Source organism: Flavobacterium sp. ST-158, from assembly GCF_058309975.1.
Genome location: NZ_JBZEEN010000001.1, coordinates 854,165 through 868,629 on the forward strand (window position 1 = coordinate 854,165; position 14,465 = coordinate 868,629).

Below are 14,465 nucleotides of genomic sequence, written 5' to 3' on the forward strand. Positions count from 1 at the left end.
ATTTTTTTATTGTCAGCTAGACACTTTCAGATTTATAATACTCTATAACTTCAACAATAACATCTTCAATTGTTGGTGTTTCCGGAATTATAATTTTTTTAATTTTATTTGCTTCTAATGTTTTTGCGGTGGTATTGCCGATGCAAAAGCAAATTTCTTTTTTGATTTTATTATTGGTAAAATAGCTTTCAACAGCCGAAGGGCTAAAAAACAAAATTCCATCAAATTTTTCCTCTTTGGATATTTTAAAAGGAGCTAATGCGGTTTGATACACTTCAATTTCATTGAATGTGATGCCTGCATTTTTTAATGCTTGTGGCAAAGTTTCTTTACGTAGGTTTCCGCTGAAAAAAGTATAGCTTTCTTTGTTGTAGATTAGCGTAATAATTTCGGCTAATTCCGACGCATAATCCATATACACATCTACTGTAAAACCGTTAAGCTCCAGTAATTCTTTAGTTTTTATGCCCACACAAAAAACACTTTTGGTTTGCAGTTTTTCCCAGCCGTTTTGTTCCATTAAACTTAAAACGGCATTCTGACTGCTGAAAATCAGATTTGTATTGAGGTCTTTTAATTCGAAATTACTGTTTTTAATTTCGATAAAATCCTGTTCTAAAAGATCAATATTAGCATCAAGAAATGCTTGTCTTTGTTCGGGGGATAAGGTTTTGGTAGACAGAATACTTATTTGACTCATTATTTTTTCAAATTAGTTTTAATTGCTGCCATCAGTTCAGCTCCGCCATTTTCCAGAATTTCTTTTGCCATATAAAATCCTAGTTTTTTCCATTCCGAAATATCCACGATTTTATTGATTTCAATTTTTTGTCTTCCATCTAATGAGAATAAAACGCCATCAAAATGTATGGTGTCTTCCTCTTCATTGTATTTTGCCAAAGCACCAATAGGAGCGGTACAACCACCTTCTAAAGTTCTTAAAAACTGGCGTTCTATATGCGTGCAAATTTGGGTTTCAACATGATTTAAATTAGAAAGAGCATCCAGTGTATAATTGTCATTTCCCATAGCAACCACTAACATAGCGCCTTGAGCCGGTGCTGGAATCATCCAATCTAAGTCAATATAATCGCCCGGTTTTAAATTGATTCTTTCTAATCCCGCTGCTGCAAAAACAGCTCCGTTCCAGTCGTTGTCCTGTAGTTTTTGCATTCTGGTATTTACATTTCCACGTAAATCAACTACAGTATGATTTGGGTATTTGTTCAGCCATTGTGCCTGACGACGTAAACTTCCGGTAGCAATAGTTCCGTTGCCTTCCAAAAAGTCTAAGCTTCCTTTATGCACTAAAATATCTAAGGTATTGGCTCTTTCTAAAACAGCAGCCTGAACAATTCCAACAGGAAGAGCCGTTGGCACGTCTTTCATGGAATGTACGGCAATATCCACATCACCGTTAATCATGGCAATATCCAGAGTTTTGGTAAAAATACCAGTAATTCCCAATTCGTATAAGGGTTTGTCGAGGATAATGTCGCCTTGGGATTTTACGGCTACAATTTGAGTTTTATAACCTAAATCATTTAGTTTATTTTGAACAGTGTGGGCTTGCCATAATGCGAGTTCGCTATCTCTTGTACCTATACGTATTGTTTTATCTGCCATTTTTATATTTTATTCCAAAAATAGGATATAAATTAATATCCATTAAGGAATTGAGGTTCTTTCTTTTTTTCTGGTTTATTTACTTACCAGTGCTTCAATTTTAAACACTTTTTCAATCCATTCAATGCTTTCATCTACCAGAGTGTTTTCGTCTTTAAGATGATTAGCAAAATGAGTAGTGATTTTCTGAATGATTCTGTTGCTGATGATTTCGGCTTGTTCTTCGTTAAAATCAGCCATTTTTTTACTTTGAAAATCCAATTCCGAATTTTTAATATCGTTTAGCTTGGCTTTCAAGGCATTGATAGTTGGAGCAAATTTTCTTCCTTTTGTCCAGGTTCTGAATTCGTCTTTTATTTCTTCTATAATAGCTTCGGCAGCAGGAATATGTTTTTTTCTGTTTTCTAAAGTTTCATCGGTCATTTGAGATAAATGATCCATGTGAATGAGCGTAACACCCTCAATTTCGGTAACATTTTCATGTACGTTTTTAGGAATCGATAAATCTAAAATCAACAATGGTTTTTTAAGATTTAAAATGGCTTTGTCCACAGTAGGATTTTGTGCGCCAGTTGCCACTACTAAAACATCTGCTTTTTGAAGTTCTAATTGTAAATCCGAATAATCTTTAACAATCAAATCCAATTTTTCAGCTAATTTTTCAGCCTTATCTTTGGTTCTGTTTATTAGGGTAATTTGTTCGTGTTTAGTATGTTTTACTAGGTTTTCGCAGGTATTTCTACCAATTTTTCCTGTTCCAAAAAGTAAGATATTTTTATTAGAAATATCTGCTACATTTTTGATGATATATTGAACTGATGCAAAGGATACAGAGGTTGCACCAGAAGAAATTTCAGTATCAGTTTTGATTTTTTTACTGGCTTGAATCACAGAGTTTACTAAACGCTCCATGAAAGTGTTAACCAAACCATAGTGTTTACTTTGGTTAAAAGCATTTTTAATTTGGCTTATGATTTCAAAGTCTCCTAAAATTTGACTGTCTAATCCCGTTCCAACACGAAACATGTGATTGATAGCATCTTGATTTTTATAGATATAAGCTACTTCTTGGAATTCTTGTACTGAACCATTACTATTTTCACAAAGTAATTTAATTAGTTCATAGGGATGATTAGCAAAACCATATATTTCTGTTCTATTACAAGTTGAAGTAACGATTAACGATTCTATTCCTTCGGCTTCAGCTTGCATTAATAAAATAGATTGTGCTTTGGCATCTAAGCTAAATTTTCCTCTAATCGTTGCATCTGCTTTTTTGTAACTTAGGCCTAAAGCGTAAAAAGTGCTGTTTCTGGACATATTAAAATTTTCCATAATTATACTTTCCTTAAAAAGTTCAACAAAATTATTATTATCTATTTTATAAAAACAACGCTGTAAGTTCTTTTTGTATCGCTTCGAGTTAAATTGATTCAAAATAGTAATTACAAAATCGATTATATTTAGAAATAGAGTAAAATCAGGCGTTTTTTAGTGTTTTATATAGATTTGTTCTAAATAAGACTGTTGTCTGATTTCTATATTATATACGAAAAAATATCGCTTAGGGTTCTGAAGAAATGTTACTAAAATACGGTTTTGGGTATTTTTTTAAAAATATATAACAATTCAATTTTTTGGTTGTTGGTTAAAATGTTTGTGATTGAGGTATTAAATAAATCACAAGAGAAATAAAAACGCTACCTAAAAGGCAGCGTTTTTAATCGTATTATCAAAATTAATTTTGTACGATTGTTGTTCTTAATGATTCTAATACTGCAACAACATCTGCATAAAGTTCTGAGTCAGCAGGAACACCATTAGCAACAGCAGCAGCACCTACATAACCTTCAAATTTGGTGTAATCAGCATTAGTTGATTTTACTCCCATACGAGGATTCATAGCTGGATTGTGAGCAGCTGCCATGCTTAAACCAGAATAGGTATTTACTGCATTAGTTCCCCCTGTATTGAAAGAAAAGAAATCAGTTAAGTTGTCTACTAATTTAGCTAAATTAGTAGTGTTGTCTGCACCAACTTCTGCTAAAAGAGGGGCAAAATGTGCGCCTAGGTTTCCTGAAGCATTATTTTCAACATCAGCAACAATTAACCCAACTGTAGAATTTACTACTTTACGATAAGCTAATCTTCCAGCTTCAATCATTTTACTATTATCATCAGGATCAGTAACCATTTTTGTTCCACCTAAACGAGTGTAAATAGATGCTTTTACTTCTGGTTCTGGATCATCGTCTTTGCTGCAAGAAGTAAATGCCGCCGATGCCATAAGTAACACACAAAGTGTAATTTTAGAATAATTTTTCATAATAATTGGATTTAAAGGATTAATTAAAAAATTGATTTATTGTTTTAAATGCTTTATAGCTGAAACTATTTCGATCCATTGGACAAACTTCTTTGTTGGCTAAATTGGCTGGAACTAAAAAACGTTTCGCTTTATAAGGTCTTTTACTCATTAATTCATTAAATACTTTTTCTGAATTGGTAATTGTATTATTGTGAAAATACACCACAACGTTTCTTTTTACAATAATAGAATCGGAGGTCAAGCCTTTGATGGTTCTTAGGTCGGTGCAAATTTGCTTGGCTTGCAAAGAATCTATTGTGTTTTCAAAATCAATACGACTCACTTGGATATGTGGATTATCATATTCAGCCGGTTTGACTGTTATTATGTGATACAGCAAAATAGCAATGAATAGTAGCACAATTCCACCGAGAATTAGTAGCCCTTTTTTAATTGTTTTATTCATTTTAATAATTTTTTAGGTTTTCAATGTCATTTACGAGAGACTCTTAAGTATGGTTTTAAGATTTATGAGAAAAAGATTAATTTAGAATTGTTTTAAATACTGTCTGCGTTTGGATTGAGGCAAAAAAGGCAGATTTTCTAAAATACTCTTAGCAAATTGAATCCAAAAAACACATCGCCTTTAGTCCAATCTCCTGTGGTTTGTGCTAAGTATCCCGCTTCGTGAATGCCTTGTGAGCTGGTAAAATGCATTTGAAAAACATGTCCGCCAGTTTCTAAATCAAAACCTATGGACAATGGGTTTTTATAAATAGAATTTGAAGCTCGGTTTAAATGGGCAGCATAATCAATGTTTAGTGACCAGCGTTTGGATAATTTGTAACGACCTCCAACACCAATAGCATATTGAGAATTGTCTTGTTGGGGATTATCTACAAAGTTTTCGTGAAAAATTGTTGGTGCTAATTCAAGGGATAGTTTTTCGGAATATTTTCTAGAAATCAATAATTGACCTACATAAGTCAAGCGATTGTCGAATGTCAATTTTGGATATAGGCTTTCTTTGAGTGTATTGTTTATAGCTAAACTGCTAAATCCAGCAATGGTTACCGGAAAACCGTCTGTTATTTGATTGCGCAAAGTAAATTTTGCAGCAAAATCATAGGCAAGTTCACTTCTGGCGCCACTTATGCTCAAATAATCGGTTAATCCATAAACAAATTTTAGTTGGGTATTGGCATTGTCTAATCCGTAGAAACCTTCAAAACCATCTTTTACGGAACCAAACCGATGGGCTACAATAAAATACAAATCGCCTTTAGCTGCCAGTTTGGTCGATTCTAAATTGACAATTTTTAATCCTTTAAAAGCGGCTGTCACTTTTTCTTTTGGAGTATCGGTGCTGATTCCACTTAGTAAATCGTTTTGAGAAAAGGATGCTAAAGGAAGTAATGCTAGGAGTAAAAGGAACTTTTTCATAAAATATAGTTTTGGGTTGTTAGTGTAATAGTTTTTTTAGCGAATAATGGAACTTTGATCCATTTTATACTCGTCTAATAATTCATCGTAACCTAGAAATCTTCCTTTGATGCTCAGTTGTTGTCCCGAGATAATGTCTTTAGGCAGGCTATCAGTACATGTGGCAAAGAGTTTAGAGTCTAGAATAATCGCTTTGTTTTTAGGATCTATTGAACTTACTTTTCCAGTTAGCTCAATAGTTTGGTCTTGGTATTTTAGAAAGGCCAAGCTGTCATTAGTAGCAAATTCCTTTTCTAATTCAGGAAGGCTTATAGTATAAGTAGCTTTTTCACTGCTTATGTTTCTGTGGTCTTGGTATATGTAGCGATAGCCGGCAAAGGCAGCAACCAAAACAAATACAATTCCGTATCCTATCTTTTTTTTCATGAGATTGGTTTTTAGTGGTGTATTGCTATGTACGCTAAAAGAGGAAGCTTGGTTTTGTTTAGAAAAAAAAATGTTTCCTTAAAACTGCAATGCACTTTTCCTCGTAAGTGATAGTGTTGGATTGCTATTATGATTGTAAGGTCTATTAGAATCTGTGTTTTAATCTTTAAAAACCAATTATTATGAAAACCAAAAACCTTTTTCCTTTGTTGGCCATAGCCAGTTTATTATTGTCGTGTTCTAATGACAATCCAGATACTTTAATGGATAATACTCCCATTGATGCTGTGGTAACTTATAAGCAAAATGTGAAATCTATTATTGATAATAATTGTATTTCTTGTCACGCTGCAACGCCTAGAAATGGTGCGCCTATGTCTTTAGTTACTTATAACCAAGTAAAAGAAGCTATTCAAAACCGAGGATTGTTAAATCGAATTTCATTAAACAATGGCAACAGTTTGTTAATGCCTCAGGGAGGACCTAGATTGCCTCAAAAAACCATTGATATTGTGACCAAATGGCAACAAGATGGTTTATTAGAAGAATAAATTAAATAGAGAAAGCATGAAAAAAATAATAATTTTTGCTCTGTTATGTGTGGTCAATATGACCGTAGCACAACAAAAAATGATTTGTAAATCGGCGGTGATTAGTTTTGAAGCTTCGGTGCCTTCTTTTGAAGAAGTAAAAGCAACCAATAAAAGCGTTACGGTAGTTTTAAATCCTAATACAGGTGAAATTGCCAGTTTGGCTTTAATGAAAGCATTCCGATTTAAAGTAGCTTTGATGGAAGAACATTTTAATGAAAATTATATAGAAAGCGATCGCTATCCTAAAGCACTTTTTAAAGGGAAAATAGAAAATTTTGATGCCAATAGTTTAACCCCAACTCCTAAGGATTTTGTGGTGAATGGAAAACTGGAACTGCATGGCAAAGCGGTAAATGTGAAAACCGTATTAAAAATGAGTCAAACATCTTCAGGAATAATTTTAGTTTCTAATTTTTCAGTAAATGCTAGTGATTTTGATATTTCTATTCCTGCAGTAGTTAAAAATAAGCTGTCCAATACAATTAATATTCAACTCAATGCAGTCTTGCAATAATGGATTAAAACAATAAAGATTTTATAAATTTAGAAGGAAGTAAACAATAAACCATCAAAAAGATTTAATTTTGAAAGACCAAATGTAACGTTTAATTAAAAACGGCACTACTAAGTTGAATTAAGTAAATCAATAAAAATGGAGGAAGAAATAAAAATTGACGATGATTTTATTTTAATTCGTTTTCAAAATAATACCGATGAGGTTTTAACCTTTCAACGTCCCGTACAGCTGGGTTTGATACAATTTCATTTTGGTTTAAAAGGCAGCGCCAACTACATTTTTAATCAAGGGAATTATGTACTCAATCTAAAAGAAGAAAAAGCCTTATTGTTTTACAATACCGAAAAAGAGTTGCCATTAAACGTAGAAATTGCCCCTAAAACTTGGCTGATTTCTATATTTGTTTCCATCAGAAAGTTTCATGGTTTGTTTACCAATGACGCAGAGCATATTCCTTTTTTAAGCAAAGAAAATCAGGAGAAAAAATATTATAACGAAAGCGATATTAGTCCGTCGATGGCTATTGTTTTGAATCAAATGTTTCATTACAACCTAAATCCATCTATTAAAAATCTGTATTACAAAGGAAAAGGATACGAATTATTGAGCTTGTTTTTTAATAGAAACGAAGATCCTAATGCCGAACAATGTCCGTTTTTAGTAGACGAAGAAAATGTTCTAAAACTAAAGAAAGCCAAAGAAATTATTATTGCTAATATGGCAGAACCGCCAGGATTACAGGAATTATCCGATCAGGTAGGTTTGAATTTGAAAAAACTTAAAATGGGTTTCAAGCAAATTTATGGCGATACGGTTTATGGTTTTCTTTTTGATTACAAAATGGATTTTGCTCGAAAATTACTCGACAGTGGTTCCTATAATGTAAACGAAGTAGGTTTGAAAATAGGATACAGCACCGGAAGTCATTTTATTGCTGCTTTCAAGAAAAAATTTGGAACTACACCAAAAAAATATTTAATGTCAATTAATCCCAATTCATAATTAGGGTATTGATTTTTTAAATTAAACAATAAATAAAAAATAGTTAATTGTAATTATACAATCGCAGCTTAGATTACTTTTGCGACAACAAAAACAATAAGATGAAAGGTACATTATTGATCAATTTAGGTTCGCCTGAAAGCCCAACTCCCAAAGATGTAAAACCGTATTTAGACGAATTTTTGATGGATAAATACGTAATCGATGTTCCATTTTTACTAAGAGCTTTACTAGTTCGCGGAATAATTTTAAGAAAAAGACCTGAAAAATCGGCTGCTGCTTACGCAAAAGTTTGGTGGGATGAAGGTTCGCCTTTAATTGTGCTTTCTAAAAGAATGTTTGAAAAAGTAAAACCACAGGTTTCAATCCCGATGGCATTGTCTATGCGTTATGGGAATCCGGATATTTATTCGGGATTAAAAGAATTAGCCGATAAAGGAGTTACTGAAGTCTTGCTTTTTCCTTTGTATCCGCACCATGCCATGTCATCTACAGTTACTGTTTTAGAAAAAGCCGAAGAAGTGCGTAAAGCGCATTTTCCAAATATGAAGTTTTCTTCGGTTCCTGCTTTTTACAATAAACCGGATTACATAAAAAACCTTTCGGAATCTATCCAAAAACATTTAGCTGATTTTGAATACGATCATTTGTTGTTTTCTTACCATGGTTTGCCGGAGCGTCACATTCGTAAAACAGATGTTACTAAATCACATTGTAAAATTGATGGATCTTGTTGTAATACACCATCGCCAGCACATGAGTTTTGCTATCGTCACCAATGTTATGAAACAACGAGATTAGTTACAGAAGCGCTTGGAATTCCAAAAGAAAAATACAGTCAAACTTTTCAATCCAGACTAGCAGGAGACAAATGGTTAGAACCATATACAGATGTTGAGGTTAATAAAATGCCTGAAAAAGGAATTAAAAAACTTGCCGTAGTGACTCCAGCTTTTGTGGCTGATTGTCTAGAAACATTAGAAGAAATTGCTATGGAAGCCAATAAAGAATTCAAAGAACATGGTGGTGAAGCATTTTTTGCTGTACCTTGTTTGAACGACAGCGACGATTGGTGTAAAACCGTAAGCAATTGGATTAATGATTGGGCAAAGATTGCATAAATGGCCATATCAGCAGAAGAATTAGGTTCTCAAAGTATAAAAAAACTCTTGGTTAAACAGGCAGTACCAGCTTCTGTTGGAATCTTGTTTCTTTCGCTAAACATTTTAATAGATACTATATTTGTTGGGCAATGGATCGGTTCATTGGCAATTGCTGCCATCACTGTTGTATTGCCCATCACTTTTTTGATTTCGTCCTTAGGAATGGCCATTGGAGTAGGAGGAGGTTCAGTACTTTCTCGAGCTTTGGGTGCAAAAAATAAGGAAAAAGCAGAGTTGGTTTTTGGAAATCAAATCATGATGACCTTGTTGTTATCCTTATTTTTTGTGCTCGTTTGTGTGTTTTTTAAAACACAAATTTTGTTGCTTTTTGGGGCCAAGGGTTCCATAATGAAAATGGCTGCCGATTTTTTTTCTCCACTAATTTTTTCTGTTCCCTTTTTGGCTTTATGCATGATGGGAAATAATATCATTCGTGCCGAAGGTAAAGCAAAGTTTGCCATGGTAGCTATGATTATTCCAGCATTTGTAAACATTTCACTAGATATTGTTTTTATAAAATTATTGAATTTAGGAATGTTTGGTGCGGCAATGGCAACTACCATTTCGTATATTATGTGCTTTTTGTTTGTGTTATGGTTTTTTCTTTTTAGAAGTGAATTGCGACTTAAAAAACACCATTTTAAATTCCAATTGCCCATAGTAAAAGAAATTACAGGACTAAGTTTTGTAACCTTTGCTAGACAAAGTGTAGTGAGTCTTTTAGCCATTATTGTTAATCATATTTTATATTCTTATGGAGGTGAACATGCTATTGCCGTTTATGGAATTGTGAGTAGAATGTTGATGTTTGCTTTGTTTCCTATTTTAGGAATTACCCAAGGATTTATTCCTATTGCGGGTTATAATTATGGTGCCAACAATTACAACCGAGTTAATGAAACTATTGTAGTTTCTATTAAATATGCAGCCTTATTAGCTACTATTATTTATCTTTTTATTCTGTTTTATGCTTCTGAGATTGTTGCTGTTTTTACTCATGATACACAGGTAAATACCGATACTATTGTTGCTTTGCGTTGGGTTTTTGCGGCATCACCAGTTATTGCTATTCAGCTCATTGGAGCGGCCTATTTTCAGGCGGCAGGAAAAGCTAGAAAGGCATTGTTGCTTACATTAAGCAAGCAAGGATTTTTCTTAATTCCATTGGTTATCATTCTACCAAATTTTTTCGGTATTTTTGGAGTCTGGGTTGCATTCCCAATTGCGGACGTTTGTTCGACGCTATTAACAGCCTATTTTCTAAAACAAGAAATGAACACCAAATTGATTCAAACTACGGATGGAATATTATAACTACTTAAAATCACTGCATTTAATTTTTGTAATTACTTGGTTTGCCGGTTTGTTTTATATTGTACGCTTGTTTGTGTACCAAATTGAAGCTGCCGATAAAGCTTCGCCAGAAAAGGAAATTTTGCAAGCCCAATTTAAAATCATGAGTTATCGCTTGTGGTATATTATCACTTGGCCATCGGCAATTTTAGCTAGTATTTTTGCTTTTTGGATGCTATTATTCACACCTACGGGAAATGCCTGGTTGCATATGCCTTGGATGCATGTAAAACTTGGCTTTGTTTTTGTGCTGTATTTGTATCATTTAAAATGCCATCAAATTTTCAAACAATTGCAAAATAATGAGGTAAAATACACCACTAATTTTATGCGTTTGTGGAATGAAGGTGCTACCATTATTCTTTTTGCGGTTGTGTTTTTAGTTGTTTTAAAAAATGCTTTCAATTGGATTTTTGGCGTAATCGGAATTGTGTTGTTTTCGGTTTTGATTATGTTAGGCTTTAAATTTTATAAAAGAATTCGAGAAAAATAGTAATCAGTAACTGGTAATTAGTTATTGGCTTTATAGCTAGACTAATTACTAATTACGATTCACTAACCACTAAAATATGCTGAAAAACTTTAAAATGTCAATGCTTTCGTTACGAGTTCGAATCTTTCTTTCGATGATCGTAGTGATAATTGTTGCTTCAGTTTTATTAGCATCTATTTCGATTATTCAGTTTAAAAACGAAGCTAAAGAATACCACCAAGAACGTTTAGAGCGCAAAGAAAATGCGGTTAGGGAACACATTAATTATGTGCTTTCTACTACTACTTATCCGTTAACGACGGAGAATTTAAATTTTATTTTCAAGGATAAAATCCACGAATTAGCGCATATTCATAATATCGAAATCAATATTTATGACCTGGAAGGGAAACTATTGAAATCGTCAAAGGAATCTTTTTCGGTAGATAAAGTAGCACCACCTATTCCTAAATACATTTTGAAACTCGTTCGTTCTTCCATTGAAAAAAGGTACGTGGACATAAAAACCATTAACGGAATTAAAAATCGTTCCTCCTTTACCCAAATTAAAGACGATAAATTCAAGCCTTTGGGTGTTTTAAATTTGCCTTATTTAGAAGATGATGGTTTTTATGAAAAAGAGTTACATAGTTTTCTCATTCGTTTGGGACAGGTGTATTCTTTTATGTTGATTGTGGCTTTTGCTTTAGCTTATTTTCTCTCTGCATACATTACGAAGTCATTGAAAACCATTTCAGATAAGTTGAATGAAACCCGTTTGAATCAAAAAAACGAAAAGATTTTACTTTCAGCCAGTAGTAAAGAAATTAATTTATTGATTAGTGGTTACAACCAAATGGTGGATGAATTGGAAAAAAGTGCTATTAAATTAGCACAAAGCGAAAGAGAGGAAGCTTGGCGCGAAATGGCCAAACAAGTGGCGCATGAAATTAAAAATCCGCTTACACCAATGCGATTGACGGTACAGAGTTTTCAACGCCGATTTAATCCTGAAGATCCAGAAATAAAGCAAAAAATGCATGATTACTCGGAAACTTTGATTCAACAAATTGATACAATGAATTCGGTAGCATCCGCATTTTCTAATTTTGCTTCGATGCCTGCTCAGCAAAATGAAACTTTAAATGTGGTTGAGGTTGTCGAATTAGCCTTGGATATTTTCAATGAAGACCATATTGTTTTTGAAAGTGATGCGCCAGAGATAATTTCTAAGATTGATCGTACCCAATTAATTCGAATTATTACTAACTTAGTAAAAAATGCCATTCAATCTATTCCTGAGCAACAAGAGGATAAAACCGTATCTGTTTCGGTTAAAAAAGAAGCTAATAATGTATTAATTGTTGTTGAGGATAATGGAATTGGGATTAAAACAGCCGATATTACTCGTATTTTTGAACCAAAGTTTACTACAAAAAGTAGTGGAATGGGATTGGGATTAGGGATTATTAAGAACATCATCGAAAATTATAAAGGCAGCATTAACTTTGACACCGAATACGGAAAAGGAACCCGTTTTACAGTTTCTTTGCCAATTATTAACTCTTAAATCAAAATCATGAGCTACAAAAATATTTTGATTGCAAAAGAGAATTCTATTGCAACTATTACAATCAATCGTCCTGAAAAATTAAATGCTTTAAACCGAATTACGATTCAAGAATTGCATCATGCTTTTGAGGAATTAGAGCAAAATCAAGATACACGAGCTATTATTTTAACCGGTAGTGGTTCTAAAGCTTTTGTGGCTGGTGCAGATATTGCTGAATTTGCTGATTTTTCGGTGGAAGAAGGCATACAATTATCGGCTCAAGGACAGGTAACCTTATTTAATTTTGTCGAAAATTTGAGACTTCCTGTTATAGCAGCGATCAATGGTTTTGCACTGGGTGGTGGATTAGAATTAGCTATGGCCTGTCATATTCGTGTTGCTTCTGATAATGCTAAAATGGGACTTCCGGAGGTTTCATTGGGTGTTATTCCAGGTTATGGAGGAACACAGCGTTTGCCACATCTTATAGGCAAAGGTCGTGCTATGGAAATGATTCTTTCGGCAGGAATGGTTTCTGCTGATGAAGCTTATAGAACTGGTTTGGTGAATCATGTGGTTTCGCAAGAGGATTTGTTGTCTTATTGTAGAGAAATAGCAGGAAACATCATTAAAAATTCGCCTGCGGCTATTAGCATGGCTATTAATGCAATCAATGCGAGTCATAAAGAAGGTGAAAATGGTTTTGAAACTGAAATAAAATCCTTTGGAAAATGTTTTGGTACCGTTGATTTTAAAGAAGGAACCAAAGCTTTTTTAGAAAAGAGGAAAGCGGTTTTTACAGGAGAGTAGTTTTTAGTGTTCAGTGTTCAGTCCCGAAGCCACGGGAGCAGTTTACAGTATTAAATAATTAAAATTATCAATTTGAAAATTGTAACGTGGAATTGTAATGGTGCCTTGAGGAAAAAATTTCGGTATTTAGATAATTTTGATGCTGATATTTATGTGATTCAAGAATGTGAAAATCCTTCTGAAATAAATCATGGTGAGTACAAAGAATGGTCTGGAAACTATTTATGGTTTGGAGACAATAAAAATAAAGGAATTGGGATTTTTGCAAAAAAGGACATAGAATTAAAAAGATTAGATTGGTCTGATAATTTCAAAGATCACAAAGTCAAATACTTTTTACCTTGCACAGTAAATAATAAATTTGATTTATTGGCAGTTTGGACTCATTACAATAATTCTCCAACATTTGGCTATATTGGTCAATTGTGGAAATATTTGCAATTAAATAAAGACAAATTGAGTAATTGTTTGATTCTTGGGGATTTTAATAGTAATCAAATTTGGGATAAATGGGACAGATGGTGGAATCATTCGGATGTTGTAAATGGGCTTAAAGAAATAGAAGTTGAAAGTTTTTATCATAAATTTTATGATGAAGAACAAGGAAAAGAAAGCAGACCAACTTTTTTTCTTCAAAGAAAAATAGAAAAGTCTTATCATATTGATTATATTTTTGGGTCTAAAAGTTTTTCAACAAAATTGAAAAGTATTAGCGTAGGAAATGTAGAACAGTGGTTAGAATTAAGCGATCATCTACCTATGATTTGCGAGTTTCAGAATTAAATAATAATAAAAATAAAATGTCATACGAGCCTCTATTTGCTCTTTTTTGGGAGAGAGTAAAACAAAGTATTGCCGATAAAACTTTTGCCAAATTAACGCTGGCAAAAACCATTGGAGATACTGAATTAAAAAATATTTATGTACGCCCTGTTTTGTTAGAAAACGATGTAATGAAAATGTCGGTGATAGCGCGATATAAAACCGAAGAAACGGAAAGTTTTCACAGCTTAGAAGATACTTACGCTATTTTATTTCCTTACATGAATAATCCGTTTTTAACGGCATTATTATTCACCACCGAAAATGATGTTACTTTTAAACTCAATAAGAAAAGAGTAGGGTCAATTATTGAACAAGTACCTACTTTTAAAAGTGCTTCGGATGTGATTTTGGAGATGAAAGAGAAAGGTATTTAAG

General features: G+C 33.2%; 17 protein-coding genes. 10 read left to right on the forward strand and 7 right to left on the reverse strand.

Annotated elements, in window-relative coordinates:
- Positions 1–16: 16 nt before the first annotated feature.
- The 7 genes from AC4FRF_RS03650 to AC4FRF_RS03680 all read right to left on the reverse strand — a co-directional run bounded on the left by AC4FRF_RS03650 (position 17) and on the right by AC4FRF_RS03680 (position 5,803).
- Positions 17–700, reverse strand: coding sequence for a uroporphyrinogen-III synthase (locus AC4FRF_RS03650; RefSeq protein ID WP_491158098.1), 684 nt, complete (start codon positions 698–700; stop codon positions 17–19).
- Positions 700–1,626: a hydroxymethylbilane synthase gene (gene hemC / locus AC4FRF_RS03655; protein WP_491158099.1), complete on the reverse strand. Its 927-nt coding sequence runs from the start codon at positions 1,624–1,626 to the stop codon at positions 700–702. The genes AC4FRF_RS03650 and hemC overlap by 1 nt, the downstream gene beginning before the upstream one ends.
- A gap of 75 nt (positions 1,627–1,701) precedes the next feature.
- Complete coding sequence (gene hemA, locus AC4FRF_RS03660; RefSeq protein WP_491158100.1) at positions 1,702–2,961, reverse strand: glutamyl-tRNA reductase; 1,260 nt, start codon at positions 2,959–2,961, stop codon at positions 1,702–1,704.
- A gap of 403 nt (positions 2,962–3,364) precedes the next feature.
- Positions 3,365–3,952, reverse strand: coding sequence for a globin family protein (locus tag AC4FRF_RS03665; protein WP_491158101.1), 588 nt, complete (start codon positions 3,950–3,952; stop codon positions 3,365–3,367).
- 19 nt (positions 3,953–3,971) lie between these two features.
- Entirely contained in the window at positions 3,972–4,400 is a 429-nt protein-coding gene (locus tag AC4FRF_RS03670; RefSeq protein ID WP_491158102.1) for a hypothetical protein, read from the reverse strand.
- Positions 4,401–4,537: 137 nt separating this feature from the next.
- Complete coding sequence (locus tag AC4FRF_RS03675; protein ID WP_491158103.1) at positions 4,538–5,377, reverse strand: DUF5777 family beta-barrel protein; 840 nt, start codon at positions 5,375–5,377, stop codon at positions 4,538–4,540.
- Between the two features lie 36 nt (positions 5,378–5,413).
- The gene (locus AC4FRF_RS03680; protein WP_491158104.1) at positions 5,414–5,803 is read right to left on the reverse strand and encodes an OB-fold protein; all 390 of its coding nucleotides are present in this window, start codon (positions 5,801–5,803) and stop codon (positions 5,414–5,416) included.
- A gap of 182 nt (positions 5,804–5,985) precedes the next feature.
- On the opposite strand from AC4FRF_RS03680, the gene AC4FRF_RS03685 reads away from it, so the two are divergent.
- The 10 genes from AC4FRF_RS03685 (at position 5,986) to AC4FRF_RS03730 (ending at position 14,464) form a co-directional block, all read left to right on the forward strand.
- Entirely contained in the window at positions 5,986–6,354 is a 369-nt protein-coding gene (locus tag AC4FRF_RS03685; RefSeq protein WP_491158105.1) for a hypothetical protein, read from the forward strand.
- 16 nt (positions 6,355–6,370) lie between these two features.
- On the forward strand, positions 6,371–6,910 hold the full coding sequence (locus tag AC4FRF_RS03690; protein WP_491158106.1) for a YceI family protein: 540 nt from the start codon (positions 6,371–6,373) through the stop codon (positions 6,908–6,910).
- A gap of 138 nt (positions 6,911–7,048) precedes the next feature.
- The gene (locus tag AC4FRF_RS03695) at positions 7,049–7,915 is read left to right on the forward strand and encodes an AraC family transcriptional regulator (protein ID WP_491158107.1); all 867 of its coding nucleotides are present in this window, start codon (positions 7,049–7,051) and stop codon (positions 7,913–7,915) included.
- Between the two features lie 101 nt (positions 7,916–8,016).
- Positions 8,017–9,036, forward strand: a complete 1,020-nt coding sequence (gene hemH, locus AC4FRF_RS03700) for a ferrochelatase (RefSeq protein ID WP_491158108.1) — start codon at positions 8,017–8,019, stop codon at positions 9,034–9,036.
- Positions 9,037–10,392 (forward strand): MATE family efflux transporter, encoded by a 1,356-nt coding sequence (locus tag AC4FRF_RS03705; protein ID WP_491158109.1) that lies wholly within the window; start codon positions 9,037–9,039, stop codon positions 10,390–10,392.
- Positions 10,379–10,924 (forward strand): CopD family protein, encoded by a 546-nt coding sequence (locus AC4FRF_RS03710; protein ID WP_491158110.1) that lies wholly within the window; start codon positions 10,379–10,381, stop codon positions 10,922–10,924. The genes AC4FRF_RS03705 and AC4FRF_RS03710 overlap by 14 nt, the downstream gene beginning before the upstream one ends.
- Before the next feature lie 133 nt (positions 10,925–11,057).
- Positions 11,058–12,473 (forward strand): ATP-binding protein, encoded by a 1,416-nt coding sequence (locus AC4FRF_RS03715; RefSeq protein WP_491158294.1) that lies wholly within the window; start codon positions 11,058–11,060, stop codon positions 12,471–12,473.
- A 9-nt stretch (positions 12,474–12,482) separates the two neighbouring features.
- Positions 12,483–13,265 carry an enoyl-CoA hydratase/isomerase family protein gene (locus AC4FRF_RS03720; protein ID WP_491158111.1) on the forward strand — a complete coding sequence of 261 codons (783 nt, stop codon included), beginning with the start codon at positions 12,483–12,485 and terminating at the stop codon, positions 13,263–13,265.
- A 72-nt stretch (positions 13,266–13,337) separates the two neighbouring features.
- Positions 13,338–14,048 carry an endonuclease/exonuclease/phosphatase family protein gene (locus tag AC4FRF_RS03725; RefSeq protein WP_491158112.1) on the forward strand — a complete coding sequence of 237 codons (711 nt, stop codon included), beginning with the start codon at positions 13,338–13,340 and terminating at the stop codon, positions 14,046–14,048.
- Between the two features lie 17 nt (positions 14,049–14,065).
- The gene (locus tag AC4FRF_RS03730) at positions 14,066–14,464 is read left to right on the forward strand and encodes a hypothetical protein (RefSeq protein ID WP_491158113.1); all 399 of its coding nucleotides are present in this window, start codon (positions 14,066–14,068) and stop codon (positions 14,462–14,464) included.
- Position 14,465: the final 1 nt, after the last annotated feature.

Bases quoted from the DNA above. Each gene is read 5' to 3' on its own strand.
- AC4FRF_RS03715 (WP_491158294.1), top strand. From the start codon at position 11,058: ATGATCGTAGTGATAATTGTTGCTTCAGTTTTATTAGCATCTATTTCG.
- AC4FRF_RS03665 (WP_491158101.1), bottom strand. From the start codon at position 3,952: ATGAAAAATTATTCTAAAATTACACTTTGTGTGTTACTTATGGCATCG.
- AC4FRF_RS03685 (WP_491158105.1), top strand. From the start codon at position 5,986: ATGAAAACCAAAAACCTTTTTCCTTTGTTGGCCATAGCCAGTTTATTA.
- AC4FRF_RS03650 (WP_491158098.1), bottom strand. From the start codon at position 700: ATGAGTCAAATAAGTATTCTGTCTACCAAAACCTTATCCCCCGAACAA.
- AC4FRF_RS03675 (WP_491158103.1), bottom strand. From the start codon at position 5,377: ATGAAAAAGTTCCTTTTACTCCTAGCATTACTTCCTTTAGCATCCTTT.
- AC4FRF_RS03670 (WP_491158102.1), bottom strand. From the start codon at position 4,400: ATGAATAAAACAATTAAAAAAGGGCTACTAATTCTCGGTGGAATTGTG.
- AC4FRF_RS03705 (WP_491158109.1), top strand. From the start codon at position 9,037: ATGGCCATATCAGCAGAAGAATTAGGTTCTCAAAGTATAAAAAAACTC.
- hemH (WP_491158108.1), top strand. From the start codon at position 8,017: ATGAAAGGTACATTATTGATCAATTTAGGTTCGCCTGAAAGCCCAACT.
- AC4FRF_RS03690 (WP_491158106.1), top strand. From the start codon at position 6,371: ATGAAAAAAATAATAATTTTTGCTCTGTTATGTGTGGTCAATATGACC.
- AC4FRF_RS03695 (WP_491158107.1), top strand. From the start codon at position 7,049: ATGGAGGAAGAAATAAAAATTGACGATGATTTTATTTTAATTCGTTTT.
- AC4FRF_RS03720 (WP_491158111.1), top strand. From the start codon at position 12,483: ATGAGCTACAAAAATATTTTGATTGCAAAAGAGAATTCTATTGCAACT.
- AC4FRF_RS03730 (WP_491158113.1), top strand. From the start codon at position 14,066: ATGTCATACGAGCCTCTATTTGCTCTTTTTTGGGAGAGAGTAAAACAA.
- AC4FRF_RS03710 (WP_491158110.1), top strand. From the start codon at position 10,379: ATGGAATATTATAACTACTTAAAATCACTGCATTTAATTTTTGTAATT.
- hemA (WP_491158100.1), bottom strand. From the start codon at position 2,961: ATGGAAAATTTTAATATGTCCAGAAACAGCACTTTTTACGCTTTAGGC.
- AC4FRF_RS03680 (WP_491158104.1), bottom strand. From the start codon at position 5,803: ATGAAAAAAAAGATAGGATACGGAATTGTATTTGTTTTGGTTGCTGCC.
- hemC (WP_491158099.1), bottom strand. From the start codon at position 1,626: ATGGCAGATAAAACAATACGTATAGGTACAAGAGATAGCGAACTCGCA.